The organism is uncultured Chitinophaga sp. (genome assembly GCF_937874145.1).
GTDB lineage: Bacteria > Bacteroidota > Bacteroidia > Chitinophagales > Chitinophagaceae > Chitinophaga.
The window spans coordinates 1-16,151 of record NZ_CALNBI010000280.1 but is presented as its reverse complement, the minus strand read 5'-3'; the positions used below and the strand labels follow the sequence as shown (position 1 = coordinate 16,151).

Genomic DNA, 16,151 nt, shown 5'->3' with positions numbered 1-16,151 from the left:
TCAGGCGCCGACCATGCCGCCTCGGCCATCGCCAGCAGGCGCGGGAAGGTCATAAACTCCAGCCTGTCTTCGGATTTGATGACTTCCGTCCACTGGTTGGCCTGAATGCCGATGATCTGCTTGCGGTTCTTGTCGCTGATGGCGGGATAATCGTCCAGCTTGAAATCGTACACGCGGCGGAGGGGATTGAACTCCTTGCCCCAGCGGCGGCCGGAGGTATGCGAGCTGTCCTGCACGAAATCCAGGTACAACGGCAGGCGCGGGCACATCACCACATCATAACCTTTATCCAGTGCGATCTGCAGCTGCTCCGGCCTTTCCTGGCGCCACCAGAAAACGATCGTTTCCTTCACGGGCAGGTTGGCGGCGGATACTTCATCCCAGGCCAAAACCTTGCTGTTGATGGCCTGCAGTGAATCGGCCATGCGGCGTATGAAATAATGCTCCACGTCCACGAGCGTTTTCAGCTGATGGCGCTGCATGAGGCTTTGCACATGGGGATCGGTGTTCCAGCTGGCGGAGCCGAAGCTCACTTCGTCGCCACCCACGTGGATCATGCGCGAAGGGAACAAAACGTTCACTTCCCGGAGGATGTTGGTCAGGTATTGATAAGTGCCTTCTATACCGGGGTTGAAGGTAAACTCGGGGTATCTCGCCGTGCCGCCGCCGCTGAACTGCGGGTAAGCTTTGTTGGCGGCCGTGGCGTGGCCGGGCATGTCGATTTCAGGGATCACGGTGATGGCGCGCTCCGCGGCATAGGCCACGATTTCGCTGATCTCGTCCTGGGTATAATAGGCCGCCGGCGCGAGGGAATCGGTGGTGTTGCCGATGCCGCCCACCAGCGACAGGCGCGGGTATTGCTTGATTTCGATCCGCCAGCCCGGCGCATCCGTCAGGTGCCAGTGGAAACGGTTGAGTTTATACAACGCCATCTGGTCGAGGAGCATTTTCACGGTTTGCTTGCCGAAGAAGTGGCGGGATTCGTCGAGCATGAAGCCGCGCCATTTCATCGCGGGCTCGTCTTTGATGTTCCAGCAGGGAACCACCGCTTCGTGACGCGGGGTGGCGGAAAGGCCTGCCAGCTGAATGAACGTCATCACCCCATGCACGAGCCCTTCTTCTCCGCCGGCTTCAATGCGCACTTGCCGGTTGATCATGCCGAGGGAATAGGCGTCTTCGGACTGGCTGCCTGTATGAAGCACGATATGATTCGGGAAGCCGGCGCTTTTGATGTTGCCTTTCTGGCTGTTGTATTGCTGGTGTAATGACTGCGGCGCCACCTGTACGCGGATGCCGGTATACTTCAGCAATTCGCGTTGCAGGAGACCGGCTGCCTTGAGCATTGCCGGTTTCGAAACGATGATCACCGTTTTATCGTTCAGGACAAATTGCTGGTTGGCCGGAGAGGACTGCAATGGCGCGGGGATCACCGGGCAGATGTCCTGCGCGGCAGCGCAGAGGCTGATGGCATAAGTGGTAATGAAAAGGAGCGTTCTTAACATGGCGATTGTGGAAATTGATTGAAGTTTTAAAGATAATCATCAATTCCGAACGAACATATTTACTACCTTCCTTCTTTAAATGCGCCTGCCATGCTGAACCTTAGCCTCAACTACCCTTCCGTTCCCGCGGAGTCCGATATCTTCCGGGACTATATCAACCAGCTGAACGACCGTGATCAGTACGACCTGCTGCATCCGCCATACTCGCCCCTGGACGAATATTCCCTCTCCGCGCTCGGCAGCCATCTCCGCTTCGATCCCGCCACAGTGGCCGTTACGCCGGTCCCCAGCGCCAACAGCGGCCTCTTTACCATCGCCCGGTATTTCCGCGCGCACACCGGGGATGTAGCCATCGAGCCATTTACATTTCCGGGCTGGCGGATGATCGCTGAAGACGCGGGATACCGGCATCACGTAGTGGAAACGGATACCGAAGGTATGCTGCCGGAGAAGCTGGCGGAATGTATTGAAAGAAATTCCTGTAAACTTATCTACCTGCAACCCACGCTCCACAATCCCACCAATGCTGTGATGAGCCTGGAACGCCGCATGGCGATCGTCAGCGTGGTGCGCAGTTTCCCGGAGACATATATCATTGAAGACGATGCCTACCGCTTCCTGCATGCCGATCCCCCGCCCTCCTTCCTGGAGCTGGCGCCGGACATTACCCTGCACGTCTACAGCTTGTCGAAACCTTTCAATCCCATGCTGCGGGCGGGTTACATGATCCACCCGGCACACCTGATGAATGGGGCGTCCAATTTCGTGAAGATGACCTGCAGCGGTACATCGACCCTCTTCACGCGCTTCGGAATTTACCTGATGGCGAACGGATGGCTGCGCAAACTGGCGGAACAAAAGCGCGAAGCGGCAACGGCAGGGCGGTTGCTAATCGAAAATTATTTCCGGGGGAAAGAATACCTCAGCCATCCCGATAGTTTCCATTACTGGATCCCCTGCCGCGAACCGGAGAAAGTCACCGCGTTCCTGCTCAGCCGGCAGATCGATATCAGCAACGGGAAAATGTTTTCGCTCACGGCAGACGATCAGTTCGTGCGGGTAGCCCTGGGCGGGGCTTATGATGCGCCCCAGCTACCGGAAGCCCTGCGCACGATTGCCGAACTGGTGTGATCAGTCCATTTCTTCAATGCGTTTCAACAAGCCGTCTTTCAACCGTGTGAGGAAAGACGCCATCTCCTTTTTACGCATGCGGATATCCCTGAAATTGCTGTAAACATTACCAAAATCCACGTCCAGCGAGTTCTCCAGCCATTCGAACACCTGTTTGATATCCGCGTCCCCGTTATTGAAGCTCCCGCAGAGGTGCAAGGCGTAACCCAGCTCCACGAGGTCGGTTTTGGATTCCGTCCACCGTAGGCGCGGCTTGTATTGTAGGTTCCGGGGCAGCGCATACATGTTTTCCAGCCGGGTGATCAGGTATTTGCTCACATCTTCCAAAGCGATCAGTTCCGCCAGCTTAAAAGAAGTGACGGTGCAGAAACGCGTGTCCAGCATACCGTCCAGGTCTACCGGGTATTCGTTGTTGTACGTACTGTCGCGGAGGAAATATTGTTCGTCGCGCTCGGTGGCGCCACCACGGAAGTACAGGAACAGCGCGTTGTGCACCTCGAAGAACATGGTGATCCGTTGCAGTTCCTGGTCCAGGAATTTGCGGTAATCGTCGCGGATGCCTTTGGGCCGGTCGGCTTCGATGCGGAAGAGCTGGCTGTAATAAATCTTTTTGGCGAGGATATGCGGTTGGATATGTTTGAAGAAATATATTTCGTCGAATGTGCTGCCGAACTGCCGTGGCACGATGCGCTTCAGCAACGCCACGGATTCGTCGGCCAGCAGCGCGCCGGTCTTGAACCGTTCGAGCAGATTGGGGATGCTGGCTTCCATGGCGGTGAGGTCTTCTTCCAGTTTGGTCAATATTTGCCTGAAATCGGGTTTCATTTTTCGTTGTTTTTCCGGATATGATAATGGGTTAGATATCTGCGCCTGTACGCAGTTGCTTTTCGTAATCGTTCAGCCGGTCGAGCACCCTGCCGATCCATTGCTTGCAGGCGGTAACGGTGGACAGGCTTGGGTTCTGGTACTTGAACCGGAAGATGTCTTCCGCCACGGCATCCGCTTTCCGCAGGTGCAGCATATCCGCCAGCGAAGAAAATACCTGTTGCAGCGATGCCGTTTTGATCAGCCCTTCTTCGAGATAAACCCTTGCCATCAGGGCCGCTTGCGGTACGGTGAGGCGGGTGGACCAGGAAGCATCTTCCGGTCTTTCCCGCGCGGGGGCCATGAGGTGGCGGATGAAAATGCGCTCTTCCTCAAGCCATACCAGCAGCTGATCGCGGATGGGGAAGCCGCCGGGGCGCAGTGACCTGTACCGCCTGTCGGGCGTTATGCGTCTCAGTTCGCGGGTGCACCATGCGAGTACTTTCATCCTTTCGCGGAGGCTGCTATAACGGTACATTTCCCTGCGCACGGCTTCCACACAATACAAGAAATATCCCGCGGCATTGAAATTCAGGCTTACGAGCAGGTGATGGATATCCACGCCCGGGTTGTCGGAGCCGGCGTGAGCGGGATGGGTGAAGATCAGCAGTTTTGTGACGAGGTCGCGGAGGTAGAAGAGCTCCCCGAAAGTGATGCTTTCCTCCGGCCGTTCCAGGAAATCCCAGACAGGCTCAAGCACCAGGCGCCTGAAGGGCGCTTCAAGCCCGAGGAGCGACATCCCCCTGTCCGACTTCAGCAGGCGCTGGAGGAACAACGACCTTGCCAGGCGGGCATAGGTTTGCGGGAGGAGCAGCTCCGGAGACAAGTCGTCGCGGAAATGCTGTTCCAGGCCGGTCATGATATCCAGCAGGAGTTGCGTGGCCGCTTCGTAATGGACGGCCACGGCCTTGTCTGCGCGGGAAGCGTCGGCATATCCGCGGAGGACGTCCAGCAGGCGAACGACAGACCGCTGCCAGTACCGGACGGCGGCGGTGCGGCGCGGGTTACCGGCGGGGAGGTCGGACAGGCGGAGGAGCAACGCGGTGAGGCGGTTTTTCTCGGTTTGCATCTGTTCCAGGCACTGTGGTAATTTTTCAATCAGTTCAGTGGTTGCCTGTGGACAAAGTTGGACGGTTACGATGTGATTTAACAATGTCATTGGTGTAGTAAAAAGGGTGAAGCAATAGTACCGGGCGCCGGGGCTATCGCGATACGCAAATGCACGAAACGAAAATGGCGAAACCCTGCGGTTCGCTTTCACAGGTGGGAAATATTTTCTCATGCCTGCAGGTGCATGGGGTTAACCGGGGGAATACGCGGGCATTTACGAGTTCCAGGTGGTATACAGGTTGTGCATGAATTGTTTTTCTTCTTTGATCCATTGCAGGAGTTGGTCCCTGATGGAGCCTTTGCCGGGGTACAACGCATACTCGTTTGACGGCAGGTGGCGTAATTCTTTTTCGTACCAGGACAGGAGGCCTTTTTTCTCCTGGAGGGTTCTGAGTGCGGCGGTCCTGCTGCGGAGTACGGTGGTGGCGTGGCGGAGGAGGTCGGGGCAGTTGAAGTTGTGGGTAAAGAGGATGAACAGCGTTCGATCTTCGGGGTCCATATAGTAGAGGTGGTCTTGTTCGCGGAGGTCGCGCAGGAGATGGCGGTAGAATCCGGCGGTACCGAAGGTGGGCTGCGCGTCGGCGCGGCGCATGGGGCGGAAGATGATATCGACCAAAGCGGGATTGATGCGGCTTTCGAGCAGGGCGGTTTCGGTATCGCGCATGCGTGAGGCTTGCTGGGAGAGGATGTGCCCGGCGTAAGGGCCCGGGAGGTAAAGGTCTTTAGCGAGATGTTCGGGAAAATATTGTTCGAGGGCCATGATGAGTTCCATGACGAGGGCAGCGGCTTCGTCGTAGAATTCCTGGAAGCGGGGGCCTGCCTGCAGCTGGAAGAAATGCAGGACATCGACGACGGCTACGAATTGCAGCTGGTAGCGGCGGATGGCGATGGCGGAGGCGGGATTATCGGTCTGGCGGTCCAGTTCCAGCAATCGGGCGGTAATGCGAAGCTTGGAGGCGCGGAGTTCGCCGATGAGGCCGGGAAGGCCTGCGGGATGGGCGGAGAGCTGTGCCGGCATGAGGCGGGCATATACTAATTGGTTCAGTATGTCCATGATGGCATGCATTTATTAGCTGCAAACGGGGTTCTCTCAGGCTGGTACAATTTGTATATAAAGATGGCGGCAACAATTGAAAGGGTGAATTAACAACCGTACAACCGGCTTGCCTGGAAAGTGCCGCTGTTAACAAATCCGCGCAATTTCATATCCATGTTGGGCTGCAATCCGCCCGTTTATTAACATTTGGAAAAAATATTCCTCTTTTTTCTTTTCTCCATTCACCCCGCGTACCTCAAAAACGTATCTATATATTCAGATGGAAAACGAAAATCATATACGATTACTGCTTCACAAAGAGTTGTTCGGAACCATTACTCCGGAAGAGCAGCAATCGTTGGATGATTTAATGGCCACCAGCGCGAAGGCGCGCGCCATCAGGAGTGAAATGAGGGATAACGAAAGCTATGGCGGGCAGGCTTTTCCATCACAACAGCTGGAGTCGGATTATCTTGCCGTCTTGCAACGGCATCGCCGCCGCAGGCTGCAAAGGATCTGGAACTGGTGGATCAGTGCAGGACTGGCCGCGGGAGCGATTATTACCGTGTTGTTCGTCTGGCCGGCGGAACTGGCTCCCGTTGCGACGCCATCCGTTATTCCAAGCAGCATACAGGAAGTAACGCTGCAGTTTGCGAATGGAGAAACCGTGACCTTCCACGAGGGCAATCCGCAACGATACCGGGTTCAGGCTACCGGATTTGTATTCAACGACGGCATGCTGCGCCTCGAAAACGTCGGCCACGGCGCCTCCGGATGGAACAGCTTCAGCGTTCCCCCCGGCAAGGAATCGCGGGTGCAGTTACCGGACGGCACCGAAGTACACCTGAACAGCGCATCTAAAATCATATTCCCCTTCCGCTTTGGCCCCGGCCCGAGAGAGGTGTACCTGGAAGGAGAAGCATATTTCAGGATCAGGAACGGCCACGGCGAAGCCTTCATCATCCACGCCGGCCAGGCCGATCTCACATCGCGGGGCGCCGGAATATGTAACGTAAATGCATATACGCCTACGAGCGTGGCTGCGCATATCGTCAATGGCCCGATGGAAATGTCCGCATTCGGATCCGCCATCCCATTGCAGGGAGGCCAGGAAGCCACCGCCGCTACCGGCAGGCCATTGTACCCCGCCAGGATGCAATCCCAGCACAGTCTTTCATGGACAACAGGCGAACAATTATTCAGGGATTTGCCGGCTATGGAGCTCAGGAACATTATCGCGCGGTGGTTTAACACCACGTTATATATCGATACGGAAGAGGCAGAAAAAAAATTACTAAATGGAAGCATTCACCGCAACCAAACGCTTTCCGAATTTGTTGATAATATAAATGCGCAGAATGAAGTGGAGTTTTACTGGAAGAATGGTATGCTCCACTGCCGATAACCAAGACAGTTGTGTAGATAATATATAGCGTCCTCCAAGAGGAGCTGAGACTTTCAAAAAACCGCTCCCGTAAGAGCGGTTTTTTGATGGTGTTAACCCAGTGGAACCGGCGTCGTTAAATGTTCGTACCGCCGTCTACCGTAAAACCAGCGCCGGTGATGAATCCACTTTCCGGTCCTGCGAGGAAGGCTACCATCGCCGCGATGTCTGCTGTTCTCCCGAAAGTGTCCAGGGCGGTGAGGGAACGCTGGTAGTCTGCCGAGGGGCCGTCGGACGGGTTCATGTCTGTATCGATGGGGCCTGGGTGTACGATGTTCACATTGATTTTTTTCGGTCCCAGTTCCCGCGCCAGCGCTTTGGTGAGCCCTGTGATGGCGGCTTTGCTGGTGGAGTAGAGGGCGCAGCCGCCGAAGGTAATACGGTCGACCAGGCAGGTGCCGATGTTGATGATGCGCCCGCCGTTTTGCAAGTGCGGGATGGCGGCGCGGGAGGCGGCGAATACGGCGCGCACGTTAACGGCCATGGTTTCATCGAAGTCTTCGAGGGAACATTCTTCCAGGGGTTTGATGTTGCCGATGCCGGCGTTGTTGACCAGGATATCGAGCCGGCCGAAGTGGGTGGCGCCCTGGTTTACGGCGGCTTGCACGGCCTGGGGGTCTTTGCTGTCGGCCGCGATGGCGAGGGCTTTCACACCCAGGGCGCTAACTTCCGCCGCGAGCGCTTCCGCTTTTTCTTTGGACGACTGGTAGGTGAATGCCACGTGGGCGCCTTCATGCGCAAGCCTTCTGACGATTGCCGCGCCTATGCCCCGGCTGCCGCCGGTCACGAATGCTGTTTGCTGGTGTAGATTTTTCATATCGCAAAATTATCCCGAACCCTTTATCTTTGGAGGTACTGACGTAGTTGTTAAGTACTAACATTTTAGTAAGTATGCGGAAAACGAATTCAACGAACAGCATCAACGAAAACCGCCTGAGCTTGTTGTGCGGCATGTCGCACGCCTTGTCGGTGATAGGCGGCAGGTGGAAGCCCTCAATTCTTTTCAGCCTGACGGAGGGATGTAAGCGTTACAATGAATTGCGGAAAGACATACCGGGTGTATCGGAGCGGATGCTGGTGTCGCAGTTGCGTGAACTGGAGGCGGATGGATTGGTGGAGCGGACGGTGTACCCGGAAGTTCCCCCGAAGGTCGAATATGCCCTGACAGCCCTCGGGCGGTCGACCCAACCAATGTTGCGGGAGATATCGGCATGGGGCGCCAGGCACCGCAAGGGTTGATTCGCAGATTTTTTTGCAAAAATTTTTGGAATTGTTTCGGAATCCCCTACCTTTGCAATCCCAAACAGGGAACCGCCGCGTTGGTCAAGCGGTTAAGACGCCTCCCTTTCACGGAGGAATGACGGGTTCGATTCCCGTACGCGGTACGAAACAAAAAGAGACGGTCTAACGGACCGTCTCTTCTATTTTTTGCCCCTAGCTGCAAGAATATTATTAAGCCATGACTGAAACCATCTCAAGCGTCTTTCTTGCCAACTGAACGTCTCCTTTCACGGCTATTTTATCAAGCACAAACGCTGGGCGCCAGCTTTTTGAAAACAACTTCCACGCCGTATCCGGGTCTATTATTACCGTTGCATCTGCTGTGTTGATTATCTCTTTACTTAGCTCCCAGCCATTTTCCGACTTCACCACATTCCATTGTCCGCCGATATCTGAGTTGATGACTACAGTTACTGTTGTGCCCAAATCCGCAATCACATTATTGAAAGTATGAGGAAGCGCGTACATTAAAGTATCAATAAAGGGATAGTAAAACTCCTTTGTCATGATCCCCGGCCTGCCGGTTGCATCCCGAATTTGCTGCTGGTGGAGAAATTTCTCGGTATATTCTCTTGCTATATGAAACCAATTGGGTGATACTTCCTGTCCAGCCCAGGCTACGGAAAGTAACGAATCTTGCGCTGGATCTAACGTAGTAAGAAACGCTGAATACGCTTTACCTGTGATCTCCAGGAGCTCAATCAGCACTTTAGGGCTTAGTCTTTTCGTTGCGCTGGTCCAGGTCATATTGAGGTTATTGAGAAAGGAGACCATATCCGAAAAAGAATTAATTGCGGAAGCCTGTTCTCCAAAGTAACCGTCTCTGGAGATAGAAAGTCCTCTTAAGTTTCCATCCAAAAGATGAGACGCAACATCCTTTACAGTCCAGCGCTTTGCAACCGTTTGTGCATTCCATTCTTCATCGCTAAGTGATTTAAGCAGTTCTATGAGTTTTATATCCAAAGCGGGAAATAACAGTGAGGTGTCTATTTGGATTTTATTTTTCATTATTAAATATCCTGATCTTTTTTCGAAATTTATGATGTACCGCTTCAAATTGCAGCAGATATTGCAAAAACCTGCCCGGATTTGTATTTTAGCTATCCTATGATGCGTTCCAAATACCTGTTCGTTGCCATGCTGACCATCAGCACCACCTTTGCTGCATACGCACAGCACTCCCCAAAAGGCCTGAAAGACCACTACAAGGACTATTTCCCCATCGGCGTAGCCATCACTCCCCGTCATTTACAGGACTCCGCCACCCGCGCCTTCCTGCTGCAACATTTCAATAGCCTTACCGCGGAAAACGCGATGAAAATGGAGCCTGTTCACCCCGAAGCGGATCGGTATCAATGGGGAGGCGCCGATGCGATCGTTCAATTTGCAATGGAAAACGGGTTGAAAGTCAGGGGCCACACCCTCTGCTGGCACAACCAGGCTCCCAAATGGATGTTTTATGACGAAAAAGGCCAACTGGTAGGAAAAGACACCCTGCTGAACAGGTTGCGCACACACATCCACGAAGTTGTGGGCCGGTATAAAGGCCGGATATATGCCTGGGATGTCGTAAATGAAGCCGTGTCGGACGGGCGTGGCGAGTTTTTGCGTAACTCTTTATGGTACAAGATCTGCGGGGAAGACTTCATTGCGCAGGCTTTCCGGTATGCGCATGAGGCTGATCCGGAAGCCGTTTTATTTTATAATGATTATAACACCGAAGATCCGGTAAAAAGAGACAAGATATACCGCCTGCTTAAAAAGCTGCGGGAAGCAAACGTGCCGGTTCATGCCGTTGGCCTGCAGGGCCACTGGTCCATCAAAGACCCGTCAAGAGAACGGCTTGCATCTGCCATCGAGCAATACGCGTCCCTCGGCATCAACATACAGATCACCGAGCTGGACGTATCCGTTTTCACTAATAACAAAATGCCGGAAAAACCGGATTTCACGGCGGAACAGCAAATGCTGCAGGAACATCAGTACCGCATGCTTTTCGATACCTTCAGGAAATACCGGCACGTGATCACAGGGGTTACTTTCTGGAACGTTTCAGACCGCTCGAGCTGGCTGGACAACTTCCCCGTGAAAGGTCGGAAAAACTATCCGCTGCTGTTCGATGAAACGCTGCAACCCAAAAAAGCGTATGGGAGCGTGGTCGGTTTCTGATTTTGGGGAAGAAAAAAGCCCCATACCCGGCTCTTCATCACTTCTTCCTATAATGCAAAGCCATGCAACCGCTATCGAAATGAATGGTTTCGGCCAGCTTTAGGTTCATATTTTGCTGCAAGCTCCCCGGCTCCAGCAAGGGCCGCCCATTGCCTACCATCACCGGATGCACCACAAGGTTAACTTCATCGATAAGCCCCGCACGCAGCAATTCCGGCAACATGCTGACCGTATCCACCGAAATATCTTTACCGGGGAGCTGCTTCAGGCGCAAGAGCGCTTCGGCAGGGTTGCCCCGGATAATCTCCGTGCGTGCGTCACCCGCATCCAGCGTGCGCGAAACAACCACCCGGTCGATTTCGCTGAACCGCTTCGCGAACCTGTTCTCCGCCGGCGTACCCGATTCATTTCCGGCAACATCCTCCCAGTAAGGGAACATCATCTGGTACATCACGCGGCCGAAAAACAACAAATCAACATTATCCAACGTAGCCGTGAAATAATCCATTAATGCCTCGTCCGGAACGGAGAAAGTGTGATCGCAATATCCGTCCAGGCTTATGTTCATGCCGAATTTTACGGTTCTCATGTTATAGGTTTTACTGTTCCCCAAAATAAAGGGTTGCCGGCCAGGATTACGAGGGGCTTTCAGGCCAAAAAAAGGGGGATTCTGGTAACGGCAGCCCGCCAAATACCAGTGTTATGAGCACGAAAGGCATTAAACCGACTGCCCGAACGTCAGCAGGTTATTGTCCGGATCTAATATCGAAAATTCCTTTTGCCACCAGGGCTTTACTTCCAAACCGCCGTTCGGGTGGATGCCGACGCTATTGGCGAGAAACGTGGCATACAACGCCTCGATATCATCCGTCCTGATATATACCTGACCGGCATTCTCCAATGGGTCCAGCGCTTTGAACTCGAAGAAATGGATTTCAATCTCATCTTTGCGCAGCATCAGGTAATAGGGGTAATCGTCCGCCCCCGCCAGATCAAAACTCAATTTGTTCACATAAAAGTCCAGCGTGGCAGCCTTATCACGCATGGGTAGTTTCGGGTGGATGTGGGTAAGCATGTTTTTAATAGAAGTTATACATTTTTTGGGAATGCTCCGCATACAGTTGCTAATCCGCGATCCCCGACGAAGCCGCGATCTTCACATCCGCATACTTCCACGCTTCGTCAAATTCCGCTTTCGCCTTCTGCGCCTCCGCGTGCTTATTTTGCATCGCCAGCGCCTGGTGCAACCCGATCAGCGCCCAGCCGTTTTTCCGCCAGGTACGCAAATCCTCCCGGTAAACATCCTCCGCCTCTTTCCCCTTCCCGGCTTTGAGCAATACCGCACCCAAATGATGACGGACAGAGAAGAACCAATCCGGCGGTTCATTGTAATTCAGGTTGTCTTCTATAGCAATCGCTTCTTTCAGCAATTTCTCGGAAGCGTCTGCCTGCCCTTCCTGCACTGCTATCCCCGCCGACAGCACCTTCGCCGCGATCTGTGCCAGATCGGCGGTGGTATTGATGTTCCAAATGGTCAGATCCTTCAGGCTGGCATCCGCCGCCAGGATGCGCAGGCTGTCCATTTCTTTTTTAGCGTTGCCCAGGCTGTGTTTCCCCAGGTGCGCCATCCCCCGAGCATAATGCCAGACCGCACGCGGATAAACGAGATCTGCCGCGGGGGCCGGCATCGCCATGATCGTATCCCACATGGCCAGCTTCACGGCAATGTAATACGGGATGGTATAATAATGCTGCAACGTGCCCCAACCCGGCATCCGCATGACTTCTCCCGATGTGTGCTTGTGCAGCTGCATCGCCGCATCCCAGGCCCATTTGGATTTACCTTCCAGCGTTGCCGTAGCCGTGAGGAAATGATGGTTATGCGGATAATATGCCAGCGGATAAGCCCCCTGCGCATGGCACATCGTCGTATACAAACTGTCCGCCTCCACCGCCCGGATATTGGACAATGAACCGAGATGATAATCGCCCGTATTGATGTAGATATGCGAAGGCATATGCAGCAGGTGCCCCGCTCCTTTTACCAGCGTATCCAGCAACAACGCGCTGGCCATGGCTTTTTCGGGCGCCGCGGAGGTTTCCAGGGCGTGAATGTAAAAGTGATGCACCCCTGCGTGTTTTGGATGCTGCACAATGAGCCGCTCCAGCACTTTGACGATCGCCGGCGTCCAGGGGCGGGGGACTTTCGTTATTTTGTCGTAAAGATTCCAGGGATGGAGATTCATCATCGATTCGGCGTATAACGTGCCCACATCGGGATCGGATGGATATTGATCATACACTTTCTTCATGGCGGCGGAATAGGCGCTGTCGAGCGGGGCACGGTCGGCCGGGGGCGTTTGCACATAACGCGTGCTCAGCGCCCCGATCAGCGCGGCTTCCTTTGGCGTGCAATTCGCCAGCAAGGCTTTTGCCCTGGTCACCGCTTCCCAGGCGCGCTGGTAATTATCGTCTTCCATACCCGCGTTGTAATTCGGCCCCAGCACATACGCAAAGCCCCAATGCGCCATGGCGCAACCGGAATCCAGGCGGGTTGCTTCATAAAACGACCTCGCCGCTTCGGCATGATTGAAACCATACGCCAGCATCATCCCCTGGTTGAAATATGCCTGCGCTTCCTGCTGCGTGGTGGAAATTTTAAAATCGACGCCGGAGATATTGTCGAAGAAAGGCGCTTTTTTACCGGAAGCATACCAGTCCTTATCATGGGTCGGCGGAACAGCGCAACCCATGGACGCCGCGTTTTTAACGGACGACTGGCTTTCCTTCGAACCGGAACGGTTCTGACAGGCCAGCATCATCACGACGGGAATCATCGCGATACTGAACTTGCTCATAAGTGATCGTTTTGCGGACATGAATGGAAATTTTGGAGTTGACGTAGAATATCATAAGTACTTAACGCTATGCTGGCGGACAGAATTTTTCGGGGTATTCCGGTATGGGGCGGGGCCGGAAAAGCTTTAGTTCGTCTACTTCTAATTTACGAATTATCCGCTTCCGGGGTATGTTTTCCGATAAAATCACTGAATTGGATGATAATGTCCTGATATTGTTCCAGTTAATATGCGCCGGTTCGGATCATCTCATCCAGTTTATATACGGCAAACAGGACAAACAGGAATAATCCGGTAAAGAAAAGCAACATCGGACCGTAGCCCAATCCGCCCGCCAGTACGATTTTTCCCGGCCGGGCAGGCAGATAATACACCGTCACCGTATCGCCTACCTCAAATTTCCCCAAAGGCGCAAAAGCCTCTGCGCGGAACGATTGCCCGGGGGCCCAGTCGCGGTATTCGATATGCAGCTTGTCGATGGCCCTTCCCCACTTAACGGCTCTGGTAAATTTACCAATAACGCGCCCTTCGGCTTTTACGCCACGCCGTTTGATGGCCCGCAGCTTCATCCACCTGAAAATGGTGACGGCCAAAGGCACCGCCGAAAAGAGCACCATGAACAGCAATACGAAATACATGTTGAATCGATTTTATTATAATGAACCAAATAACCACGCTGCCACATGCCGCCAGGGTGCGGAATCGAATGCCAGCACTTCCAACGTATGTTCCAGGATGATAAAACATCCGCCGTACAGCAGTACAGGATGGATACGGTGATGGGTGCGCCAGTCCCAAAGCCAGGCTACCCCGATGAGGCTGTCGGCCAGCACCACGGCAAACCAGATATCCGGCCGCGGCACTCCCGGGAAATAGTGGCGGAACCGGAACCAGGCGGGCCAGAGCAGAACGATCAGCGCCAGCAGCATGAACCGCTTGTGCATGGCGGACCGGGAACGGGTAAGCATTCCGGCAGCCACGAACCCCAGGAACATAACTGCGGCGGTCACCACGCCCACCAACGAAGAAACCGCGGTGTCGCCCATTCCCGCCGCCAGATCCCGGCGGACCTGGTACATGCCGGCCGGTAACATCGTGACCGCGGCGCCGGTGGCCACCAAGAAGCCCAGGATACCCAATGCCCGGTGCGCCGCGGGTTTGCCCCAGCCTGTCAGCAGCGATTGAATCGTGAATAATGTGACCCAGGAAACGGCCAGGCTGCCGTGTACGGAAATAATGATAGGCGCCGCAAATTCGCCATGGATTTGGGGTACGATAAATGTTTTGGCAAAACCTATGTGGACGGCCAGCAATCCCACAATTCCCATCACCCCGAAAAAAGACAGCCGGCGATTTTGGTTGACAGTTTGCATACGACGCCCGGTTTACATCTTACTAAATGTACGCATTCCCACAATACCATCCCGGGCCCGCAATGGATTCGAGTGAATACATGGTATAAGGATTTATCGACCTAATATAAATTCCGTCTTGTTTCTTTCGCCACAATATTTTATCTTAGCGACTAAGATATTTATTAAATAAGATATTTATGAGCAAAGATGACCTCCGCGATTTCAGGAAACGTCGATACAGATGCACGAAGCCATTGCCCGGAAGGCAGGGCTTTCGGGGACGGATCATAAATACTTAGGGTTCATTATGGAAAAGGGTTCCATGACAGCGGGCGACCTGGCCAAACTCACCGGCCTCACCACAGGAGCGGTAACGGGGCTGATCGACCGGTTTGAGAAGAAGCGGCTGGTGAAAAGGCAGTTTGCGGAAAACGACCGGCGGAAGGTCATCATCGTACCCGAATCGGAGAATATCATGGAGCTTTTCGTTCCCTTGTACAAGGAATTTCGCAGCCGGTCAAAAGATCTGATGGCATCTTTCTCCGGGAAGGAAAGGAAAGTCATCGAGCGCTATTTCGCCGGCGCTATCGACATTATGAATGCTGCCATCCAATCGCTCACAGATAAAAAGTAAGCCATGCCAGCCAATATCATCGGTTTTAACGAACCCGGCGCCACGCAAACCGCGCTGACAGGAGGCAAAGGCGCTCAGCTGGGCGTTCTTTCCGGGATGGAAGGGATTGCTGTGCCGGAGGGCTTCTGCGTTACCACCGCCGTGTACGAAAAAGTGATCGCTAACCAGGCCGAATTGCCTGGACTTCTGCATCAATTGAATGCACTGCAATCCGGCGACCACTCCGCCGTCCGGGAAATCAGCGCTCAAATCCGCCAGGCGATCGAATCGCAATCCATCCCTGACGATATCAAACAGGAAATCGAAAGCCGGCTGGCGGGTTGGCGGGATGGAACTTCATTCGCCATCCGCTCCAGTGCTACGGCCGAAGATCTCCCATCCGCTTCGTTCGCAGGGCAGCAGGATTCGTATTTGAATATCTCCGGCGCCGGGGAAGTCCTGCGCCATATACGCAAATGCTGGGCTTCGTTGTATACGGAGCGGGCCGTCATCTACCGCATGCAGCAAGGGTTTGCGCATCATAACGTGTCGCTGGCCGTAGTCGTGCAACAGATGATTTTCCCCGATGCGGCGGGAATCATGTTCACCGCCGATCCGGTGACCTCCAGCAGGAAAATTTTGTCGATCGATGCCAGTTTCGGTTTGGGAGAAGCATTAGTTTCGGGGATAGTGAATGCGGATAATTTCACCGTCAGCCATGATACGATTACCGGCAGAAAGATCGCCACCAAAAAAATCGGCATATTCGCTTCCGCCGAAAATGGTAC

17 protein-coding genes and 1 tRNA gene are annotated in these 16,151 nt (G+C 53.9%); 7 read left to right on the top strand and 11 right to left on the bottom strand.

Features of this window, described 5'->3' with window-relative positions; genetic code table 11:
* Positions 1–1,502: beta-N-acetylhexosaminidase (locus tag Q0510_RS13880; RefSeq protein WP_298712794.1), on the bottom strand; the 1,502-nt coding region annotated here is incomplete at its 3' end.
* A 90-nt stretch (positions 1,503–1,592) separates the two neighbouring features.
* On the opposite strand from Q0510_RS13880, the gene Q0510_RS13875 reads away from it, so the two are divergent.
* Positions 1,593–2,633, top strand: coding sequence for an aminotransferase class I/II-fold pyridoxal phosphate-dependent enzyme (locus Q0510_RS13875; protein ID WP_298712791.1), 1,041 nt, complete (start codon positions 1,593–1,595; stop codon positions 2,631–2,633).
* Here Q0510_RS13875 and Q0510_RS13870 read toward each other — a convergent pair whose 3' ends face one another.
* The 3 genes from Q0510_RS13870 to Q0510_RS13860 all read right to left on the bottom strand — a co-directional run bounded on the left by Q0510_RS13870 (position 2,634) and on the right by Q0510_RS13860 (position 5,661).
* Positions 2,634–3,458 (bottom strand): RteC domain-containing protein, encoded by an 825-nt coding sequence (locus tag Q0510_RS13870; protein ID WP_298712788.1) that lies wholly within the window; start codon positions 3,456–3,458, stop codon positions 2,634–2,636.
* 31 nt (positions 3,459–3,489) lie between these two features.
* Entirely contained in the window at positions 3,490–4,566 is a 1,077-nt protein-coding gene (locus tag Q0510_RS13865) for a hypothetical protein (RefSeq protein WP_298712785.1), read from the bottom strand.
* Positions 4,567–4,821: 255 nt separating this feature from the next.
* On the bottom strand, positions 4,822–5,661 hold the full coding sequence (locus tag Q0510_RS13860; protein ID WP_298712782.1) for a hypothetical protein: 840 nt from the start codon (positions 5,659–5,661) through the stop codon (positions 4,822–4,824).
* Between the two features lie 262 nt (positions 5,662–5,923).
* On the opposite strand from Q0510_RS13860, the gene Q0510_RS13855 reads away from it, so the two are divergent.
* On the top strand, positions 5,924–7,048 hold the full coding sequence (locus Q0510_RS13855) for a FecR family protein (RefSeq protein WP_298712780.1): 1,125 nt from the start codon (positions 5,924–5,926) through the stop codon (positions 7,046–7,048).
* 115 nt (positions 7,049–7,163) lie between these two features.
* Here the strand turns inward: Q0510_RS13855 and Q0510_RS13850 are convergent, their stop codons facing one another.
* Positions 7,164–7,904, bottom strand: a complete 741-nt coding sequence (locus tag Q0510_RS13850) for a 3-oxoacyl-ACP reductase family protein (protein WP_298712777.1) — start codon at positions 7,902–7,904, stop codon at positions 7,164–7,166.
* Between the two features lie 74 nt (positions 7,905–7,978).
* On the opposite strand from Q0510_RS13850, the gene Q0510_RS13845 reads away from it, so the two are divergent.
* Entirely contained in the window at positions 7,979–8,326 is a 348-nt protein-coding gene (locus Q0510_RS13845) for a helix-turn-helix domain-containing protein (RefSeq protein WP_298712774.1), read from the top strand.
* A 74-nt stretch (positions 8,327–8,400) separates the two neighbouring features.
* A tRNA-Glu gene (locus Q0510_RS13840) sits at positions 8,401–8,472 on the top strand.
* 67 nt (positions 8,473–8,539) lie between these two features.
* Here Q0510_RS13840 and Q0510_RS13835 read toward each other — a convergent pair.
* Entirely contained in the window at positions 8,540–9,376 is an 837-nt protein-coding gene (locus Q0510_RS13835) for a maleylpyruvate isomerase N-terminal domain-containing protein (protein ID WP_298712771.1), read from the bottom strand.
* A 99-nt stretch (positions 9,377–9,475) separates the two neighbouring features.
* On the opposite strand from Q0510_RS13835, the gene Q0510_RS13830 reads away from it, so the two are divergent.
* Positions 9,476–10,537 carry an endo-1,4-beta-xylanase gene (locus tag Q0510_RS13830; protein WP_298712768.1) on the top strand — a complete coding sequence of 354 codons (1,062 nt, stop codon included), beginning with the start codon at positions 9,476–9,478 and terminating at the stop codon, positions 10,535–10,537.
* Positions 10,538–10,574: 37 nt separating this feature from the next.
* Here Q0510_RS13830 and Q0510_RS13825 read toward each other — a convergent pair whose 3' ends face one another.
* From Q0510_RS13825 to Q0510_RS13805, 5 genes are all read right to left on the bottom strand, one after another.
* Positions 10,575–11,126 (bottom strand): dihydrofolate reductase family protein, encoded by a 552-nt coding sequence (locus tag Q0510_RS13825; protein WP_298712765.1) that lies wholly within the window; start codon positions 11,124–11,126, stop codon positions 10,575–10,577.
* Between the two features lie 129 nt (positions 11,127–11,255).
* The gene (locus tag Q0510_RS13820) at positions 11,256–11,612 is read right to left on the bottom strand and encodes a VOC family protein (RefSeq protein ID WP_298712762.1); all 357 of its coding nucleotides are present in this window, start codon (positions 11,610–11,612) and stop codon (positions 11,256–11,258) included.
* 49 nt (positions 11,613–11,661) lie between these two features.
* Entirely contained in the window at positions 11,662–13,395 is a 1,734-nt protein-coding gene (locus tag Q0510_RS13815; protein WP_298712760.1) for a hypothetical protein, read from the bottom strand.
* Between the two features lie 224 nt (positions 13,396–13,619).
* On the bottom strand, positions 13,620–14,033 hold the full coding sequence (locus Q0510_RS13810) for a DUF3592 domain-containing protein (RefSeq protein ID WP_298712757.1): 414 nt from the start codon (positions 14,031–14,033) through the stop codon (positions 13,620–13,622).
* 15 nt (positions 14,034–14,048) lie between these two features.
* The gene (locus tag Q0510_RS13805; protein WP_298712754.1) at positions 14,049–14,768 is read right to left on the bottom strand and encodes a hypothetical protein; all 720 of its coding nucleotides are present in this window, start codon (positions 14,766–14,768) and stop codon (positions 14,049–14,051) included.
* A gap of 223 nt (positions 14,769–14,991) precedes the next feature.
* On the opposite strand from Q0510_RS13805, the gene Q0510_RS13800 reads away from it, so the two are divergent.
* Both Q0510_RS13800 and Q0510_RS13795 read left to right on the top strand, forming a co-directional pair.
* Positions 14,992–15,384, top strand: a complete 393-nt coding sequence (locus Q0510_RS13800; RefSeq protein ID WP_298712752.1) for a MarR family transcriptional regulator — start codon at positions 14,992–14,994, stop codon at positions 15,382–15,384.
* A 3-nt stretch (positions 15,385–15,387) separates the two neighbouring features.
* Positions 15,388–16,151, top strand: a 764-nt coding sequence (locus Q0510_RS13795; RefSeq protein WP_298712749.1) for a PEP/pyruvate-binding domain-containing protein, incomplete at its 3' end; no start/stop codon positions are given.

Coding starts and splice junctions, on each gene's coding strand:
- Q0510_RS13875 (WP_298712791.1), top strand. CDS start 1,593: ATGCTGAACCTTAGCCTCAACTACCCTTCCGTTCCCGCGGAGTCCGAT.
- Q0510_RS13870 (WP_298712788.1), bottom strand. CDS start 3,458: ATGAAACCCGATTTCAGGCAAATATTGACCAAACTGGAAGAAGACCTC.
- Q0510_RS13865 (WP_298712785.1), bottom strand. CDS start 4,566: ATGCAAACCGAGAAAAACCGCCTCACCGCGTTGCTCCTCCGCCTGTCC.
- Q0510_RS13860 (WP_298712782.1), bottom strand. CDS start 5,661: ATGGACATACTGAACCAATTAGTATATGCCCGCCTCATGCCGGCACAG.
- Q0510_RS13855 (WP_298712780.1), top strand. CDS start 5,924: ATGGAAAACGAAAATCATATACGATTACTGCTTCACAAAGAGTTGTTC.
- Q0510_RS13850 (WP_298712777.1), bottom strand. CDS start 7,904: ATGAAAAATCTACACCAGCAAACAGCATTCGTGACCGGCGGCAGCCGG.
- Q0510_RS13845 (WP_298712774.1), top strand. CDS start 7,979: ATGCGGAAAACGAATTCAACGAACAGCATCAACGAAAACCGCCTGAGC.
- Q0510_RS13835 (WP_298712771.1), bottom strand. CDS start 9,376: ATGAAAAATAAAATCCAAATAGACACCTCACTGTTATTTCCCGCTTTG.
- Q0510_RS13830 (WP_298712768.1), top strand. CDS start 9,476: ATGATGCGTTCCAAATACCTGTTCGTTGCCATGCTGACCATCAGCACC.
- Q0510_RS13825 (WP_298712765.1), bottom strand. CDS start 11,126: ATGAGAACCGTAAAATTCGGCATGAACATAAGCCTGGACGGATATTGC.
- Q0510_RS13820 (WP_298712762.1), bottom strand. CDS start 11,612: ATGCTTACCCACATCCACCCGAAACTACCCATGCGTGATAAGGCTGCC.
- Q0510_RS13815 (WP_298712760.1), bottom strand. CDS start 13,395: ATGAGCAAGTTCAGTATCGCGATGATTCCCGTCGTGATGATGCTGGCC.
- Q0510_RS13810 (WP_298712757.1), bottom strand. CDS start 14,033: ATGTATTTCGTATTGCTGTTCATGGTGCTCTTTTCGGCGGTGCCTTTG.
- Q0510_RS13805 (WP_298712754.1), bottom strand. CDS start 14,768: ATGCAAACTGTCAACCAAAATCGCCGGCTGTCTTTTTTCGGGGTGATG.
- Q0510_RS13800 (WP_298712752.1), top strand. CDS start 14,992: ATGCACGAAGCCATTGCCCGGAAGGCAGGGCTTTCGGGGACGGATCAT.